A 16,254-nucleotide genomic window follows, 5' to 3' on the forward strand; every position below is an offset into this window, starting at 1 on the left:
CTTCGACCGGGATAATCACCTTCGGCCCGGTCACCCTCACCACAGCCGACGGCGGCACGTCCACCTTCCAGATCGAGGTCGAATAAGCGCTTACCCGCTATTGGCGAGCCAGCGCCCGCCGGCCAGCCCGATGGTGACCGCGAGCACGGCCGTCGACGCTCCAACATCGGCGCAGCCTCGCCGTCGCGCCTGCGCTTGGCGAGGCGACTACGACGTGCATTGAGCCGCAGGGGCACGGTCTCGCGCTGTGGTGGTTGGGTGTCTGTGCGTCACGGGCGGATCGTCGTCAGTGGACGGTGACCCATTAGCGCAGTGAATCTCGATCTTTAGATGGATCGTTGTAGAGTCTGGTGTGGACGGTCGACTACCTCGACCCTCCGCGTCAAATTGTGTGCGACCTGGGGTCGAGTGAGGAGACCACGGTGAGTTCGAATCATCTGCAGCGGGTGCTTGATCCACAGGAGCAAGACGCGTTCGACCAGGCGGGCGAGCCGCAGGCTGACCCGGAGGACGAGCAGAATGCGCTGCTGCGTATGGAGAGTGCGGAGTCGGAGCAGGCTGCGGCTGCGGCTGCGGAAGCGCTACACCTGAAGCAGGCTGCCCAGGGCAAGGTGCGCATCGGCTCTGCGGTAAGGGCGAGCGTGCTCGCCAATGCGGCCGAGCCCGCTTACGCTCAGTTCGTCCGCGACGAGCTGGATTCGGTCACGACGGAGAACGAGCTGAAGTGGGACGCGGTTGAGCCTGCGCAAGGCACGTTCACCTATGGCGCGGCTGACACGATCGTCGACTTCGGACAGGCGAATCAGTTGGACGTGCGAGGGCACACGCTCGTGTGGCACAACGCGCTGCCGGACTGGGTGAAGGCCTACGACGTTCCCGGCGAGGCCAATCGGCTGGCGCTCAACGCGATCCTCGAGCAACACATCAGGACCGTCGTCGGGCATTATGCCGGTCGGGTGAAGGTGTGGGATGTGGTGAACGAGCCTCTCGCCGATGATGGGACACGCAGGTCGAACTCCATGTGGCAGCGGCGGTTGGGTGACGATTACATCGCCAATTCGTTCCGCTGGGCGCATGAAGCTGACCCGGGTGCGAAGCTTTACCTCAACGAGTACGGCATCGAGATGGACTCGGCAAAGGCACGATCGCTCTATGAGCTGGTCCGGGGCTTGCGTGCGCTGGGTGTCCCCATCGACGGTGTGGGTTTTCAGACTCACCAGATGCTCGGCGCGGAGCGCCTTTCCGGCCTGAGCAACGTGATGCGCCAATTCGCCGACTTGGGCCTTGATGTCGCGATCACCGAGCTTGATGTGCGCATTCCGGGGGTTCCCGCCACCGGGGAGCAGCTGGCACAGCAGGCCACGGCGTTTGCCACGGCGGTCAAGGCGTGTCTATCGGTTCCGCGGTGCGTGTCGATTACCACTTGGGGTTTCACCGATAAGTATTCGTGGATGACAAACAATCCCGACCCCAAGTACGCAGGCTGGGGTGAAGCAACTCTGCTTGACGCCTCGTATGTGAAGAAGCCGGCATACAACGCCATGCTCGCCACGCTTGCCACCACGGAGCGGCCGTCAAGTGTCAACGCCGATCTGGTTGGCGCATGGCGATTGGACGACTGGTCGGCGACGACGGCCAGCGACGCCTCCGGATTGGACCATGCCGCTACCGTCACGGGCGGGCTGGGCGCCGAAGGCCGCACCCCGTCGGGATCCGCCTTCCGTGGCGACGGTGCCAGCACGGGCGCCGAGACCGCATCTGCGGTGGTCGCCACGAACGCGTCCTACACCGTGTCGGCGTGGGTACGTCTTGACAGTAAGTCCGCTGATCAGGTGATCGTCAGCCAGGACGGCTCCACCGTCAGCGCGTTCACGCTCGGATATGGCAAGACTAAAGACCGGTGGGTCTTCAGCATTCCCGTCGCCGACAGCACGGGTGCCTCTGTCCAATCCGTCGAGTCGAAGTCCGCTCCCGTGGTCGGTGAGTGGGCACACCTGACCGCGGTCTGGAACAACGGCTGGGGCCGCATGCAAATCTATGTCAACGGCAGCTGGAACAATACGTTCCCGGCTGCATCTGAAAACCGCGGGGCCACGTGGGCTTCTGCCGGGAGGCTTCGGATCGGCCGTTCGATGTCCGGGAAGGCGTTCAGCGGCGCAATCAGCGATGTTCGCGTTTACCGGCATGCGGCCTCGGCCGGCGAGAGCGCCGGGTACGCGGATCCGAGTGTGGGTCGCTGGCAGCTCAACGGCAGCCTGGCCGACGCCTCGTGGTTTTTCCGCGACGGTTCGGTTCGCAACGACGCCGCGGCTACGTGGACGGTGGGGCAAGGCAATACGACAGTGGGGGCACTGCGGGTGAGCGCGTCGGATTACATTGACATTCGCGGGACGCAACTCCTCTATACCGAACGGTCTTACACCGTCTCCGCGTTGGTGAAACTCACCGCGGCGGGCCAGTCCAATCAGATCATTTTGGTCCAGGACGGCAATGGCCAGTATGCGTTCGTCCTCAAGTATCGGGCGTCGGACTCCAAATGGGCCTTTGGACTCCCGGCATCGAGCGCCAACAGCTCCACCTATCTGGAGATCGCTTCCACCAGTGTCGCGCAGACCAATTGGGTCAACCTGACCGCGGTATGGGATGGTGTCACCAGATTGCCCAAGTTGTATGTCGACGGCATTCTTGAGGCAACGGGGACAGCGACTACGTCGTGGCCCTCGTCGCCGACGGGCTCGATGCACCTGGGCACCTCCTCGTCCAGCAAGTTCGATGGCGCACTCGACCGCGTACAGGTCTTCCAGCGCGCCTTGACGGCTGCGGAGGTAGGCGCGCTCGCATAGCTCGACCGGGCAGCAGGAAGTGACATCACCGTCTATGGGAGGGCATGACCGTGGCTGAGTTTTTCTTTGAGCCGGAACGAGTGGCGCCCGCGCTTGAGGCCGCCCAGGCGAGGTTCGAGGCGGTGGCTCAGCGTGTGCAGGACGTCTACGGGTTGATTCTGCCGCGTCACATGGCGGTCTTCGCCGCGTTTCTCGACAGCATCGGCAGCGTGGGAGAGCGAGCGCTGAGCGAGAGTGCGGGGGTGCGTTCCGGCGGGATCACGCGCTACTTCGAGCCGGAAGGGCTGGCGCTGACCGGGCGCGATGGAATGCTTTCGAGGAGGCCGACCGGCAGGCCGTGGCCGACGATGGGCTGCGCCGGTGGGCGGAAGCCCCACGCCGCGAGGTGCTGGGAGGGCTTGGACCGGCCATTCCCGCTCACGCGGGCGACCAGCGTGGTGGCCACGAGCGGGTCAGCGAACGCCGCGCCGGCTACCGTGCCCGTGCGCCGCAGGTGCGTGACTGGATAGCGCAAGCGCTGGCCGAGCTGGCCGGGGATAAGCCTGCCTATGCCTTGGTACTGGGACGAGAGCTGCACTGGTTCGACAACGCCGACTATCACGAGGCAGCGCTGACCCTGCTGACCGGCGCCTACCGGGCGCTCGACCGCAGTGCCCTCGCCGAAATCACCGAAGTCCACTACGCCAACCGCGACCTGCGTTCCGTCGATGTGCTCGGCTAGCTCACTGCTCGGTGAGCGGCACATTCTCGACCGGCACGATCGGCCCCAACGGTAGCAATCCTATCGAAACAACGAGTGTCACGTTTCGGCCAGGCTCAAGTGCCGTGCCTGCCCTAGGGATGGTCCCGATGGCGACTTCGGATTCGATAGTGGCAGACTCCTGGTCTTGCCGGATCACCACATACTGCTCATGTTCCAGGTCCGCCTGAGCAAGGTCCGCTCTTTGGCCTGCCACCGCCGGAACAATCCCGGTCGGCTCATGGCCCGCCGAGACAGTCAGGAAAACCATCGTTCCCCGAGCAGCCAGCTCTCCGGGGGACGGGAAGGTCCCGAGGACTATGCCGGCGGAAACGACTTCGGACGACTGGAAAGTGAGGTTGTCCACGGGACTGAAGTCCTCGGCGAGGATTTCTCTCGCCCGCGGAACCTCCAACCCGACCACGTCAGGGATAACGAACAGTTCCTCATCCACAGTCATCGTGGCACCCCCCACGACCCACAATATCGCTGGTCATAGGCTCGGCGAGCAAGACTGCTGCAATACGGTCGCTACTGCGTGACCACCCAGCCACCGTCGACGGGAAGCAGAACCCCGTTGATGTATGCGGCGAGCGGTGAGAGCAGGAAAAGCACCGCACCCGCGACGTCGTCGGCGTGGCCCGCACGCCGCATCGGATTGCGCTCGACGAGCGACTGGCCCAGCTCGGAGGCGGCGAAGCCGGTCATCCTTGGCGTGGCGATGAAGCCGGGCGCGATCGCGTTGGCCCGGATCGCGGGGGCGCGCCGCGTGGCGAGATGGCGGGTGTAGCCCGCGATTGCGGCCTTGCCGGCCGAGTACCAGGCGGAATCGGTACCCACATAGTTGCCTGCGACAGAAGCGATGTTCACCACCGCCGAGCCTTCCGCGGGGCCTGTGCGCAGCCAGGCATCGGTGACCGCTTGCACGGTGCCGACGGTGGCGGCCAGAGCGTCGTTGAAGTCCAGCTCGCGGGAGCTGGCCGGGCCGGCGTTGTTCACGAGATATCGGACGGGGCCGGCCTCGGAGAGAGCTCGTGCCACGGCGGCGGGGTCGCCGATGTCGGCCACGGCGGCAACAGCATCACCGCCGTCGGCTTGGATTTCGGCGACCGTGGCTAGGATGGCGGCCTCAGCGAGGTCCCAGGCCGACACGCGTAGGCCTGCCCGCGCCGCCATCAGCGCGATGGCTTTGCCGATTCCGCTGCCGGCGCCGGTGACCACGATGGTGTCGCCGCGAGTGAAGCCGAAGTCCATTTAGGCCTCCCGTTTGTCTGTACCAGATTGACGAAGAACAGTCTTGAGAACCTTCCCCGTGGCATTGCGGGGAAGCGAGTCGACGAACCGGATGTGGCGCGGAACCTTGTAGTTGGCCAATCTGTCGCGGCAATAGTCGGTGACTTCCGCCAGCGACACGGAGGCTTGCTGCCGCGGCACCACGAAGGCGCAACCCACCTCGCCCAGGCGCTCGTCGGGAACGCCAACGACGGCAACCTCAGCGATGGCGTCGTGGCGCGCCAGGACCTGCTCGATCTCGGCCGGGTAGACGTTGAACCCACCAACGATGAACATGTCCTTCACCCGGTCGGTGATCCGCAGGTTCCCCGCCTCGTCCATCACGCCCACATCGCCGGTGCGCAGCCAGCCATCGGGGCTTATCGTCTCTCGGGTCGCGGCCTCGTCTTCGAAGTAGCCGACCATCACGTTGAAGCCGCGGATGAATACTTCACCCGCATTTCCAGGGGGCAAGGATTCGCCGTTGGCGTCGACGATTTGTACCTCGACTCCGTCCAGCGCACGGCCTGAGGTGGTGGCAATGGTTCCTGAGTCGTCGGCCGGACGGCACATCGTGGCTGTCCCGCACGACTCGGTCAATCCGTAGGCGGTGAGGACGGTCTGCAATTTGAGCTCATCGCGCATCCGCTCGATGAGGACGACCGGAACCGTTGTGGCACCAGTGACCGCGACCCGCAGACTGCTCAGATCATGATGAGAGCGCTCGGGGTGGTCCAGGATCGAGGTGTAGAGGGTGGGTGGCCCCGGCAGCACGGTGATGCGCTCCTGCGCGATCAGGCGCAGCGTAGTCTCCACATCGAACACGGGCTGCGGCACGATGGTCGCCCCGCGCAGCAGGCAGGAGACAATGCCCGCCTTGTAGCCAAACGTGTTGAAGAACGGGTTGACCAGTAGGTAGCGGTCGCCTTCACGCAGATCCGCCAGCTCACTCCACCCGACATACAACGCGGTGGACTGGAAATGGGTCAGCATCGCGCCTTTGGGTTTGCCTGTCGTCCCGGAGGTGAAGAAGATGTCGCTGACGTCCTCGGGCCGCACCGCGGACGCGCGTGTGCGCACCAATGCTGGATCGACGTCGCCGCCAACAGCCATGAAAGCGTTCCACGCCAACATTTCGCTCTCGCCCGGAGCCGCAACGGCGGGAACCTCATTCAGCACCACCACGGTGGCCAGGTGCGGCAGATCCTCACCAGAAAGCATGCTGACATAGGGGATGCCGAGGAATCCGTCGTCGGTGACAAGCGCGACCGCTCGGGTGCGGCCCAGCAGGTAACCGGCCTCGTTGCCCTTATAGCGCGTGTTTATCGGCACCATGACCGCGCCCGCGGTCACTGTGCCCAGCGCCGCCACCACCCACCGCCAGCTGTTGGGCGCCCAGATGGCCACCCGGTCGCCGGGCGCGACCCCTCTCGCGGCCAGGGCACAAGCAAAGCGCTCGACCTCCGCCGCAAGCTCGGCGAAGGTCAGCCGGGTGTCGCCGTCGGCCACGGCGGGCGAATCCGGCCAGCGTTGCGCACACGCCGACAGCAGCCGAGGCAGGGTACGCGCGTCGAGCGGCATCATGTCAGCACCTCATCCCGATAGCGGGTAATGGTCACCCGCGCGGCTTCCAGATCGTCCGGGGCCACGCGCAGCATGAGCCGACGCACGCCCAAGTCTGCTAGCGCACGAACATCCGCCGCTCGGCTAGGCGCGCGAGCGGTCAGCTCTATCTCCGATGGCTCTCGTCCTATTCGGACGCACTCCGAACGCAGCTGCGAGATGAGAGCCGCCAATCCGGCCAGGTCCACGCCGAGCGGATACAGGCCGTCGCCGAAGCGGGCCGCCCGGCGGACGGCAGCCAGCCCATGGCCACCCACCACGATCGGGATGCCCGCGGGCCGCACCGGCCGAGGCCGGACGTAGACGGAGTCGAACCGCACGAACTCACCGTCGAAGCTCGCCGGGCCTTCCGCCCACAACGCTTTCATCGCCGCCAGGTACTCATCCGCACGGCGGCCCCGGCGCTCGAACGGGACACCGACCGCGTCGTATTCCTCACGCAGCCATCCCACGCCGACACCAGCGATCAATCGGCCCCCGCTGAGCACGTCGACGGTGGCCAGCCGCTTGGCGAGAATGACCGGATTGTGCTCGGGCAAGATGAGCATCGCTGTCCCGAGCTTGATCCGGCTGGTGTGCGCGGCAAGGAAAGTGAGCACATGCAAGGGATCCGGCACATCGTGCTCCGCCGTCAGGTGCATCTTCCCGGTGGGATCGTAGGGGTACCAGGAGGTGTAGCTCTGCGGTATAACGACATGCTCGACCGTCCACAACGACTCACAGCCCAGCTCCTCGGCCAGTGCCGCGAGGCCGACGAGCGCGCTGGGGTCGAACTTACCGGTGAGATCTGGCATCACGCCGAGAGACAAACCCATGACCCACCAACCTTCGGTCGTTTGTTTGCTACCTTCGCCGCATGAACGACTTCACGCACCGCAGCGGAGTAGCCCTTGTCGTCGGCGCCACGGGTGGCATCGGCGCGGCGATCGCCCGCATGCTGGCCGCGCGCGGCGCCCGGGTGGCCCTCACCTTCCGCTCCAACGGCGACGCCGCGGCCGAGCTGGTTTCCGCGATCGGTGAGCCGGCGCGGGCTTGGCAGCTCGACGTTACCGACGAGGCCGCCTGCGCACGTGTCGTGGGCGAGGTCGCCGAGACGTTCGGCGGCATCCACACTCTGTGCCATGCCGCTGGTCCGCACGTCCCGATGGTCCACCTGAGCCGGGTGAGCCCGGCGCAGTTCCGGTCGCAGCTGGAACAGGACACGATCGGCTTCTTCAACGTGCTCTCCCCCACGATTGCCCACCTTCGGGCGAGCCGCGGCAGCATCGTCGCGGTGACCACCGCGGCCACCGACCGGACAGCTGTCCGCGATGGGCTCTCGCTCACCCCCAAGGGTGCTGTCGAGGCGCTGGTACGCGGCATCGCGGCCGAGGAGGGACGCTTCGGGATCAGGGCGAACATGGTCGGCCCTGGGATGCTGACCGATGGAATGGCGGAGCGGCTCATCGCCTCGGGCGACCTCGACGATGCCGCGCTCGCGGCCGCGACGACCAACATTCCGATGCGCCGATTCGGACGCGCTGAGGACATCGCGGAACTGGTGTGCTTCCTCGCCAGCGACCGCGCGGGCTATATCAGCGGGCAGAAGGTCAATGTGGACGGTGGCTACACCGCCTGAAAAGGCAAAGTGCAGCGGGTGGTTCATGCTGAGCTCATTCATTGACCAGCTCAGCGATGGTGGCCAGCTTGGCGGCGTCGCCGGAAACCAGCATCGTGGTGACCAGCGACGAGCGCCAGGCCACCAGTTCCTCGGCGATTTTCTCGCGCGGCCCGACCAGCGCGACCGCTTCCACCATCGCCAGCGGAATGGCCGCCGAGGCTTCGTCCTTCCGCCCAGCCAGGTAGAGCTCCTGAACCCGGGCGCACTCGGCTTCGAAACCCATCCGGGCGAAGACCTCGTAGTGGAAGTTCGCCCCTTTGGCGCCCATGCCGCCGACATACAGAGCGAGCATCGGGCGCACCCGGTCGGCTGCCGCCTCGACATCGTCGTCGAATTCGACGTTGACCCGGCAGGTCACTTCGAAGGTTTCCCGGGTGTGGCGAGCACCGGGCTTGCTGAAGCCTTCCTCCAGCGCTTGGCGATAGTAGGCATCCGATGCGGGCGAGTAGAACATCGCGAGCCAGCCGTCGGCGATTTCGGCTGCCAGAGCCACATTCTTCGGGCCCTCTGCCGCAAGCAGGATCGGCAGATCGCGGCGAAGCGGATGAATGGTGGGGCGCAACGGTTTGCCCAGCCCGGTGCCGCCGGGAAACGGCAGCCGGTAGTGCTCCCCCGCCAGCGACACGACCTCGCGGGCGAGCGCCTGCCGGACTATCGCGACGTACTCTCGCGTGCGGGCCAACGGTTTCGGGTATGGCTGGCCGTACCAGCCCTCGACCACCTGAGGTCCGGAAGCGCCGAGGCCGAGCACAAAGCGGCCGCCGGAGAGATGGTCCAGAGTCAGCGCCGCCATCGCGGTGGCCACCGGCGCACGCGCTGCCATCTGCATGATGGAGGTGCCGAGCCGAATCCGCGAGGTGCTCGCGCCCAGCCATGCCAACGGAGTCAAGGCGTCCGAGCCGTAGGCCTCGGCCGTCCACATCGAGTCGTAGCCGAGGCTCTCGGCTTGCGCGACGAGATCGGCAATGCCGGCCGGCGGGCCCGCACCCCAGTACCCCATGGCCAGACCCAGCTTGAGAGCCATCAGTCGACCCGCTCGAAGATTGCGGCCAGCCCTTGCCCGCCACCGATGCACATGGTGGCCAGGCCGTAGCGCTGCTCGCGGTGGTGCAGCTCGCGGGCAAGGGCGCCCACCATCCGGGTGCCGGTGGCGCCCACCGGATGCCCCAGCGAGATGCCAGAACCACGCGGATTGGTCCGCTCGAGATCGGTGCGCCCGAAGCCCCACTCCCGTGTGACCGCGATCGCCTGAGCCGCAAAGGCCTCGTTGAGCTCGATAATGTCCATATCGGACAGTCGCAGCCCCGCTCGGGTCAGGGCGGTCTCGGTGGCCGGGACCGGGCCGATGCCCATCCGATGCGGCTCGACCGCGGCCAAGCCGGTGGACACCAGTCGTACCAACGGCCGCAGCCCGAGCGATTCAGCTCGGTCGATGGTGGTGACGATGCAGAGCGCGGCGGCGTCATTCTGCCCGCTCGCGTTTCCTGCGGTGACGGTCGCGTCGGGGTCGATCGCGCCACGGATGGGCCGCAGTCTGGCCAGCGACTCGAGGGTCGTGTCGGGCCGGGGATGCTCATCGGTGTCCACGACAGTGTCGCCGCCTCGGGCGGACACCGTCATCGGCACTATCTCCTCGGCGCTCGCTCCGCTGCGTTGCGCCGCGACGGCACGCTGATGCGAAAGCACAGCAAGCTCATCCTGCTCCTCGCGAGAGATCGAATACTCACGGCGCAGGTTCTCTGCGGTTTCCAGCATTCCGCCCGGTACGGGATGCAGCCGCCCACCCGCGGTCACCCGCCCCCGCTCCAGACTGTCGTGCAGCTGCACACCACCAGATCGGGCACCCCAGCGGACATCGGCGGAGAAGTGCGCGGCGTTGCTCATGCTTTCGACGCCGCCCGCGACGACCAACTCCGCGTCACCCGCGCCGACATGGCGCGCGGCGTACAAAATAGATTGCAGGCCGGATCCACAACGCCGGTCGATGGTCAGGCCGGGCACGCTCACCGGCAGCCCGGCATCAAGGGCCACCACCCGCCCGATAGCGGGCGCGTCACTGGTCGGATAGCAGTGACCAAGCACGACATCGTCGATCGCCTCGGCGGACAGCCCGGTGCGGGCAAGCAGGCCGCGCAGCACCTGAGCACCAAGCTCGGGCGCCGACAACGCTTTGAGCACACCGCCATAGCGGCCGACCGGTGACCTGACCGGCTCACAGATAACCGTGTCACGCATCATTTCGCACCGCGCAGGAGGTTTTTGGCGATGACCACCTTCTGAATCTCGCTGGTGCCTTCGTAGATGCGGTAAAGGCGGGCGTCGCGGTAGAGGCGCTCGACCGCGACACCGTGCATGTAGCCCGTGCCACCGTGGATCTGCACCGCGCGATCGGCCACCCTGCCGACCATCTCGCTGCAGAACAGCTTCGCCGCCGAGGGAGCTATCCGGCGGTCGGTGCTGTTGTCGTAGGCCTCCGCCGCGGCGAGCACCAGTGCGCGGCCCGCCATGAGGTCGGTCTGTGATTCCGCGAGCAATGCCTGCACCTGCTGGAAGTCGCCGATGACGGTGCCGCCCTGCTTGGCCGAGAACGCATACGCCGTGCTCTCGTCAACCAGTCGTTGCGCCATGCCCACACAGCAAGCCGCGATGTGCACACGGCCTTTCACCAATGACCGCATCGCCGCGGCATAGCCGGCGTTCTCCACCTCGCCCACCAAGCGGGAGGCGGGGACCCGCACATCGGAGAAGAAGACTTCGGCCGTGCTCGAGCCGCGCTGGCCCATCTTCTTGTCTTTCGGGCCAACCGTGACCCCGGGTGTGGCGGTGTCCACCACGAAGACGGAGATGCCCGCCGCCCCCGGACCACCTGTACGGGCGAAGACAATGAGGATGTCCGACCAGCTCGCGTTCGTGATAAAGCGCTTCTGCCCGTTGAGGAGGTAGTCGCCGCCGTCACGGGTCGCGGTGGTGCGCAGCCCGCTGGGGTCCGAACCCGCCTCCGGCTCGGTCAGGGCGAACGAGGCAACGCATTCCCCGCTTGCCATGCGCGGCAGAAACTCCTGCTTCTGACGCTCCGTCCCGAAGTTGACGAGCACCTGCCCGGCGATGCCGTTGTTGGTGCCGAACATGGACCGAAACGCGGGCGTGGTGTATCCCATCTCTATGGCCAGCCGAGCGTCCTGCAGCGCGGTGAAGCCGAGCCCGCCGTACTCCTGCGGCAACGCGTAACCGAAAAGGCCCATCTCCGCCGCGCCTTGGCGAATCTGCGAAGGAATCTCGTCGGTCTCCTCGATGACGTCCTCGGCCCCGACCACCACCTTTCGCACGTAGGCGCGGACAGCGCTGAGGATGTCGGCGAAGTCTGACTCTTCCATTTTTCAGGTCTCCCTCACGCCGCGTCGGTGCGGCGTCCCATGCAGACGTCCTTGAGCCGCTCCATGTCGTCGATCTGGTCGACCGGCAGGTTCAGCGTTACCTTCCCGACGTCGAGCACCGTGACGTGGTCGGCCACGTCCACCGCGGCCTCGACAGCTTGCTCCACCAAGAGAATGGCGAGCCCTGACTCCTTGAGCGCCGCGATCCTCGACATCACCTCGGCCACAATCGCCGGGGCTAGACCGCCCGAGGGCTCGTCGAGCATGAGCAGTTTCGGCTTGGCCATCAGCGCCTGACCGATCGCCACCATCTGCTGCTGGCCGCCGGACAGTGATCCAGCCGGATGCTTGCGCTTCTCTTGCAGGATCGGGAAAAGCTCATAGATGCGGGCGCACTCGGCCTCCAATGTGGAGCGACGCACGCCCAGGCTGTAACCGCCCAACAAGAGGTTTTCTTCGACAGTCTGATTCCGGAAGACCCGTTTGCCCTCTTGGACATAGCTGATCCCGGCCCGTACCCGTTTATGGGCCGCCACTCCGTCCAGCCGTCGCCCGTCGTAGTCGATACTGCCCGCGTGAACCGGGTTCAGGCCCGCCACCGCGCGCAGCGAGGTGGTCTTGCCGGAGCCGTTGCGGCCCAGCAGGGCGGTGATGCGTCCCGGCCACACCTGGAACGAGACGTTCCAGACCACCCGCAGGTCTCCGTAACCGGTCGCGAGCCCGTCGACGCTCAGCAGTGGTGCGGTCATGACGACACCTGCCTGTCCTTTTCCTCGACCACGCCCAGGTATTCATCGCGCACGCGAACGTTGGCCTCGATCTCGGCCGGTGTCCCTTCGGCGAGGACGCCGCCGCGGGCAAGCACCACGATCCGGTCGGCCAAGGCGAGAACCAAGTCGAAGTTGTGCTCCACCAGAACCACTGTGCAGCCGGCGTCGCGGATCTGGCGAACAACCGACGCCAATGTCCGCACCTCATTCTCGTCGAGACCGGAGGCGGCCTCGTCGAGCAACAACACCTTGGGCTCACGGATCAGCGCCCGAGCCACCTCCAGCATGCGCCGCATCCCTAGCGGCAGCGCCACCGCTTCGCTGTCGGCCAGGTGGATCAGGCCGGTCAGGCGCAGGATCTCGGTTGCCCGCTGGAGATCGCGCTCTCGTACCCGCCGAAAATGCGGGCTGCGCAGAACGGCGCTGAGGAAACCGGCCCGGTCGGCGGTATAGCGGCCCGAGATCACCACCTCGCGAACCGTGATGCCCGGCGGAATCAGCGGCGTCTGGAAGGTACGTGCTATCCCCAGCCGAGCGATCCGGTCCGACGATGCGGTGGCGATGGACGCGCCCGCCACGGTGATAGAACCCGAGTCGCGCCGGTAAAAGCCGCAAACCAGGTTCAGCAGCGTGGTTTTGCCCGAGCCGTTCGGCCCGATCAGGGCTGTGATCTTGCCAGGTTCGGCGCGCAGCGACACGTCGCGCAGCGCCTGGTTGCCACCGAAAGCCTTTGACAGCTTGCCTACTTCCAGCATGCCGCCGCTGATCGGCCGCATCGCGGTCGCCGAATCGGTGGCCTGAGCGGGGACCACCGCGGCGCCGATGCCGGCTGCGCGATCCAGCCGGCGCACCGCGTTGCGCATCACCCCGGCCACGCCGCCGCGCAACAGGACGCCACCGATGAGCAGGAACGCGCCGAAGAAAATCAGTGAGTATTGCGCGAACTCACTCGACTGGTCGTTGTTGAACTGGACGATGCCGGCCCCGAAAATGGCGCCATAGATGCTGACCGAACCACCGAGAATCGATGCGGCGAGCGCGCCCGTGGCAAGGTGGAAGCCGAAAATCTCCGGCGAGAGGTAAAGGTCGAGGTTCGCCAGCAGAGCACCGGCGAACCCGGCCGGCACAGCGCCGATGGCGTAGCCGGTCAGCTTGGTGCGATAGACCGACATCCCCAGCGAGGAGGCCAGCACCGGGCTCTGCTTGAGCACCTGGAAGGCGATGCCGTGGCGGGAAACCACCACGTTGCGGAAAACCGCGAACCAGACCGCGGCCACCACCACGATGGCGAGGTACATGTCGGCGGGTTTGAGCACGTAGCCGAAGAGGGTGGGACCGAGCATGCCGGACAGGCCGAGGTGTCCACCGGTCTTTTCCTCGAAGATGTCGACCACGTCGGGTACCAGCAGCACCAGGAAGAACGAGGTCATCGCCAGCGACCACGACCCGAGCCGCAGCCCGGGGATGCCGGTGACGATGCCGACCACCAGCGCGGCCAGGCCGCCCGCGACGATGTGCAGCCCGAGGTCGGTGTGCCCGGCGGTGGAAAGCATCCCGGCCGTGTAGGCGCCTGCCGCATACATCGCGGCCTGCCCGATGGCGAGCTGGCCGGAGTAGCCGAGCGAGATGTTCAAGCCGCTGACCACAAGGGCGAGGATCAAGGAGAGTTCTATGTACCTGGTCGCCTCGTACCCGACGTCGAAAAGCGGCACCGCAAGCAGAAGCGCCGCGAACGCGACCGGAAACGCCCAGGAGGGCAACTTACGCAAACCCGCCCACACCGTCAGCACGTCACACCGTCCGTTCCTGGACGCGGCCGAACAGTCCCGTTGGCCGTATCAGCAGCACCAGCAGCAGGATCGCGAAGACGCTCAGGTTGCTGAAACCCGAGCCGAAGTAGCGCGCGACATGCTGCTCGACGAGGCCTACCGCGAACCCGCCGATCAAGCCTCCGTACATGCTGCCGAAGCCGCCGATGGCGAGGGCCACGAAACCCTTGAGCGCGAGCGCCGCGCCCAGGGTGGCCACAGCGTAGGTCTTGGGTCCAATGAGGACACCCATGACCCCGCTGAGCAAACCGGTCACGGCGAACGCGGCGAAGGTGAGTTTGCGGACGCTGACCCCGCGAAGCGTCGCGGCCTCCTCGTCCTGTGACATCGCCACCAGCGCCAGCCCGTTGAGGCGCCGCTGGGTGTAGGCGCTGATCGCGACCACGAGTGCCACCGCGAAGACCACCAGGGCCAGCTCATCCGGGAACATCCGGCCGCCGAGGAACGTCAGCACCTCGTCGCCGCCCGCGAACGGCACCTGCAGCGGCTGGGTCCCCCAGATGACCTGGACAAGCCCGGTCAGGACGGTACCGAACCCAAGCGTGGTAATCAGTTGCGTCTGATGGTCGGCGACCGGCCTCACCGCGATCCGTTCCTCGAACGCGGCCACAAGCATGACCGCGGTCATCGCCATGATGATGACGATGACCGTGGGCAGCTTCAGCGTCACGTAGCCCAGGTAGGCCACGAAAGCGCCGACCATCATCAGCTGCGCCTGCGCGAAGTTGAACGAGTGCGAGGCGATGAAGACGATGTTGTAGCCGACCGCGACGAGCGCATATACGGCGCCGAGCGACAGACCGGCGTAGATCAGGGTCATGCTGGTCAGTTCCCCGTGTGGCCGACCTGGCCATCCTTCATCACCGAAGGCGCCACGAAGATGTGCGAGTCAGCCGACAGCTGGGGCTGGTGGTTGTCCGCGAGGTAGGGGTAGGCGGGGTAGACCGCGGTGCCCGCGTTCGCGTTAACCTCGGGCTTGAGCAGCGCGGCCGTGAGCTCCTTGGGTGCCGAGCTCTTGGCGTTGTTGCCCGCTGCCGCCAGCAACATGATGGCGTCGTAGTTGAAGCAGTTGTTGAGGCTTCCGAAGATCTGCCCCTGTGCCTTCATCGCCTCGACGGCCTTCTTGGTGGCGGCGCTGGCCGTCGCGGCGTCAAGGCTGCGAGCGATTTCCAGCTTGAGGTTCGCCACCTCGGGGGTGCCGACCATGCCGTCCGGCGGGAGCTGGGTCACCAGCGGGGTCGCCGTGACGGAGGTGTCGCCGAGCAGCGGGACATTCCAGCCCAGCTTCGTGAATCCCTTGAGCACATAGCCGACCGGAGCACCGTAGCCGTTGAAGACGACGACGTCGGGCTTGAAGGCCTGCAGGGCGCTGATCTGGGCGATCATGTCGAGCGCCTTCGCGTCATACTCGACGGCGTTGACCTCGTATCCCTTTGCCTTGTAAGTCTCGGTCGCCGTCGCGCCGAACTGCTTGGCGTAGGCCGAGTTGCCGTGCAGCACCCCAACCTTCTTGTACGACTTGGCCTGCAGCTCGGGCAGGTAGCTCTCGATGACCGTCTTGAACGGCGCTGCCAGATGGAAGGCGTAAGGGTTGGTGGAAGGCTTATTGGTTTCTGCGGCATTGCCCGAGTCCAGGAAGATGATCTCGTTCTGCTGCAGGATGCCCGCCACCGCGACGCTGACCCCGGATCCGGCTGCGGTCAGATAGGCGTCCGGCTTCGCTTTCGCGATCTGAGCCCGCAGGTTCGACAAGGCCTTCGTAGCGTCGGCGTTGTCCTGCGACTCGATGAGTTCTACCTTGCGGCCGTTGACACCGCCGGCGGCGTTGACGACCTCGGTGGCGGCCTTCGCAGCTGCGACACCGGTTTTCAGCTGGTTGGTAAATGCTCCAGCGTCGCTGCCGCCGCTGATCATCACACGATAGGGGGTCTGGTCCGCCGGCGGCTCGTCGGCCGTGCCGCCACCGCAGGCGGTCAGCAGCAGGGAACCAACAGCGAGCAGCCCGGCGACAAGTCCAAGGCGAGCCTTCACGTCATCTCCACTTCGAGAGCGGGGGGTCTATCCTATCTAAGATAGCCATCTTGATAAGTAAGAGTGGCACGTCACTATGGTCTTGGCAAGGCTGGAAGATCTCAACTTGACCG

General features: G+C 66.0%; 14 protein-coding genes. 3 read left to right on the top strand and 11 right to left on the bottom strand.

What is annotated here, in order from left to right; genetic code table 11:
• The first annotated feature begins 422 nt into the window (after window positions 1-422).
• A complete protein-coding gene (locus Rhe02_RS23510; RefSeq protein ID WP_203910491.1) occupies window positions 423-2,843 on the top strand; it encodes an endo-1,4-beta-xylanase in 2,421 nt (806 codons plus the stop codon).
• 337 nt (window positions 2,844-3,180) lie between these two features.
• On the top strand, window positions 3,181-3,564 hold the full coding sequence (locus Rhe02_RS23515) for a hypothetical protein (protein ID WP_203910492.1): 384 nt from the start codon (window positions 3,181-3,183) through the stop codon (window positions 3,562-3,564).
• 1 nt (window position 3,565) lies between these two features.
• Here the strand turns inward: Rhe02_RS23515 and Rhe02_RS23520 are convergent, their stop codons facing one another.
• From Rhe02_RS23520 to Rhe02_RS23535, 4 genes are all read right to left on the bottom strand, one after another.
• A complete protein-coding gene (locus Rhe02_RS23520) occupies window positions 3,566-4,042 on the bottom strand; it encodes a PASTA domain-containing protein (RefSeq protein ID WP_203910493.1) in 477 nt (158 codons plus the stop codon).
• A gap of 71 nt (window positions 4,043-4,113) precedes the next feature.
• The gene (locus tag Rhe02_RS23525; RefSeq protein WP_203910494.1) at window positions 4,114-4,836 is read right to left on the bottom strand and encodes an SDR family NAD(P)-dependent oxidoreductase; all 723 of its coding nucleotides are present in this window, start codon (window positions 4,834-4,836) and stop codon (window positions 4,114-4,116) included.
• Window positions 4,837-6,438, bottom strand: coding sequence for a FadD3 family acyl-CoA ligase (locus Rhe02_RS23530; protein WP_203910495.1), 1,602 nt, complete (start codon window positions 6,436-6,438; stop codon window positions 4,837-4,839). It abuts the gene before it with no gap.
• A complete protein-coding gene (locus tag Rhe02_RS23535) occupies window positions 6,435-7,292 on the bottom strand; it encodes an LLM class F420-dependent oxidoreductase (protein ID WP_203910496.1) in 858 nt (285 codons plus the stop codon). Before Rhe02_RS23535 ends, Rhe02_RS23530 begins: the two co-directional genes overlap by 4 nt.
• Before the next feature lie 41 nt (window positions 7,293-7,333).
• Here Rhe02_RS23535 and Rhe02_RS23540 point away from each other — a divergent pair, with 41 nt between their 5' ends.
• Entirely contained in the window at window positions 7,334-8,095 is a 762-nt protein-coding gene (locus Rhe02_RS23540; RefSeq protein WP_203910497.1) for an SDR family NAD(P)-dependent oxidoreductase, read from the top strand.
• A gap of 34 nt (window positions 8,096-8,129) precedes the next feature.
• Here Rhe02_RS23540 and Rhe02_RS23545 read toward each other — a convergent pair whose 3' ends face one another.
• Genes Rhe02_RS23545 through Rhe02_RS23575 form a run of 7 tightly spaced genes read right to left on the bottom strand, consistent with a single transcriptional unit; the run spans window position 8,130 to window position 16,141 of the window.
• Window positions 8,130-9,161 carry an LLM class F420-dependent oxidoreductase gene (locus tag Rhe02_RS23545; RefSeq protein WP_203910498.1) on the bottom strand — a complete coding sequence of 344 codons (1,032 nt, stop codon included), beginning with the start codon at window positions 9,159-9,161 and terminating at the stop codon, window positions 8,130-8,132.
• Window positions 9,161-10,372 (bottom strand): acetyl-CoA C-acetyltransferase, encoded by a 1,212-nt coding sequence (locus tag Rhe02_RS23550; RefSeq protein WP_203910499.1) that lies wholly within the window; start codon window positions 10,370-10,372, stop codon window positions 9,161-9,163. Before Rhe02_RS23550 ends, Rhe02_RS23545 begins: the two co-directional genes overlap by 1 nt.
• The gene (locus Rhe02_RS23555; protein WP_203910500.1) at window positions 10,372-11,511 is read right to left on the bottom strand and encodes an acyl-CoA dehydrogenase family protein; all 1,140 of its coding nucleotides are present in this window, start codon (window positions 11,509-11,511) and stop codon (window positions 10,372-10,374) included. Before Rhe02_RS23555 ends, Rhe02_RS23550 begins: the two co-directional genes overlap by 1 nt.
• A 14-nt stretch (window positions 11,512-11,525) precedes the next feature.
• Window positions 11,526-12,260: an ABC transporter ATP-binding protein gene (locus tag Rhe02_RS23560; protein WP_203910501.1), complete on the bottom strand. Its 735-nt coding sequence runs from the start codon at window positions 12,258-12,260 to the stop codon at window positions 11,526-11,528.
• Window positions 12,257-14,071, bottom strand: a complete 1,815-nt coding sequence (locus Rhe02_RS23565) for a branched-chain amino acid ABC transporter ATP-binding protein/permease (RefSeq protein ID WP_203910502.1) — start codon at window positions 14,069-14,071, stop codon at window positions 12,257-12,259. The genes Rhe02_RS23560 and Rhe02_RS23565 overlap by 4 nt, the downstream gene beginning before the upstream one ends.
• Before the next feature lies 1 nt (window position 14,072).
• Window positions 14,073-14,930 carry a branched-chain amino acid ABC transporter permease gene (locus Rhe02_RS23570; RefSeq protein ID WP_203910503.1) on the bottom strand — a complete coding sequence of 286 codons (858 nt, stop codon included), beginning with the start codon at window positions 14,928-14,930 and terminating at the stop codon, window positions 14,073-14,075.
• Between the two features lie 5 nt (window positions 14,931-14,935).
• On the bottom strand, window positions 14,936-16,141 hold the full coding sequence (locus Rhe02_RS23575) for an ABC transporter substrate-binding protein (protein WP_203910504.1): 1,206 nt from the start codon (window positions 16,139-16,141) through the stop codon (window positions 14,936-14,938).
• Window positions 16,142-16,254 lie beyond the last annotated feature (113 nt).

It is taken from the genome of Rhizocola hellebori, assembly GCF_016862955.1.
GTDB classification, from domain to species: Bacteria; Actinomycetota; Actinomycetes; order Mycobacteriales; family Micromonosporaceae; genus Rhizocola; species Rhizocola hellebori.

Excerpts from the sequence above, each read along its gene's own strand:
- Rhe02_RS23520 (WP_203910493.1), bottom strand. The coding sequence starts at position 4,042 with ATGACTGTGGATGAGGAACTGTTCGTTATCCCTGACGTGGTCGGGTTG.
- Rhe02_RS23525 (WP_203910494.1), bottom strand. The coding sequence starts at position 4,836 with ATGGACTTCGGCTTCACTCGCGGCGACACCATCGTGGTCACCGGCGCC.
- Rhe02_RS23530 (WP_203910495.1), bottom strand. The coding sequence starts at position 6,438 with ATGATGCCGCTCGACGCGCGTACCCTGCCTCGGCTGCTGTCGGCGTGT.
- Rhe02_RS23535 (WP_203910496.1), bottom strand. The coding sequence starts at position 7,292 with ATGGGTTTGTCTCTCGGCGTGATGCCAGATCTCACCGGTAAGTTCGAC.
- Rhe02_RS23540 (WP_203910497.1), top strand. The coding sequence starts at position 7,334 with ATGAACGACTTCACGCACCGCAGCGGAGTAGCCCTTGTCGTCGGCGCC.
- Rhe02_RS23545 (WP_203910498.1), bottom strand. The coding sequence starts at position 9,161 with ATGGCTCTCAAGCTGGGTCTGGCCATGGGGTACTGGGGTGCGGGCCCG.
- Rhe02_RS23550 (WP_203910499.1), bottom strand. The coding sequence starts at position 10,372 with ATGCGTGACACGGTTATCTGTGAGCCGGTCAGGTCACCGGTCGGCCGC.
- Rhe02_RS23555 (WP_203910500.1), bottom strand. The coding sequence starts at position 11,511 with ATGGAAGAGTCAGACTTCGCCGACATCCTCAGCGCTGTCCGCGCCTAC.
- Rhe02_RS23560 (WP_203910501.1), bottom strand. The coding sequence starts at position 12,260 with ATGACCGCACCACTGCTGAGCGTCGACGGGCTCGCGACCGGTTACGGA.
- Rhe02_RS23570 (WP_203910503.1), bottom strand. The coding sequence starts at position 14,930 with ATGACCCTGATCTACGCCGGTCTGTCGCTCGGCGCCGTATATGCGCTC.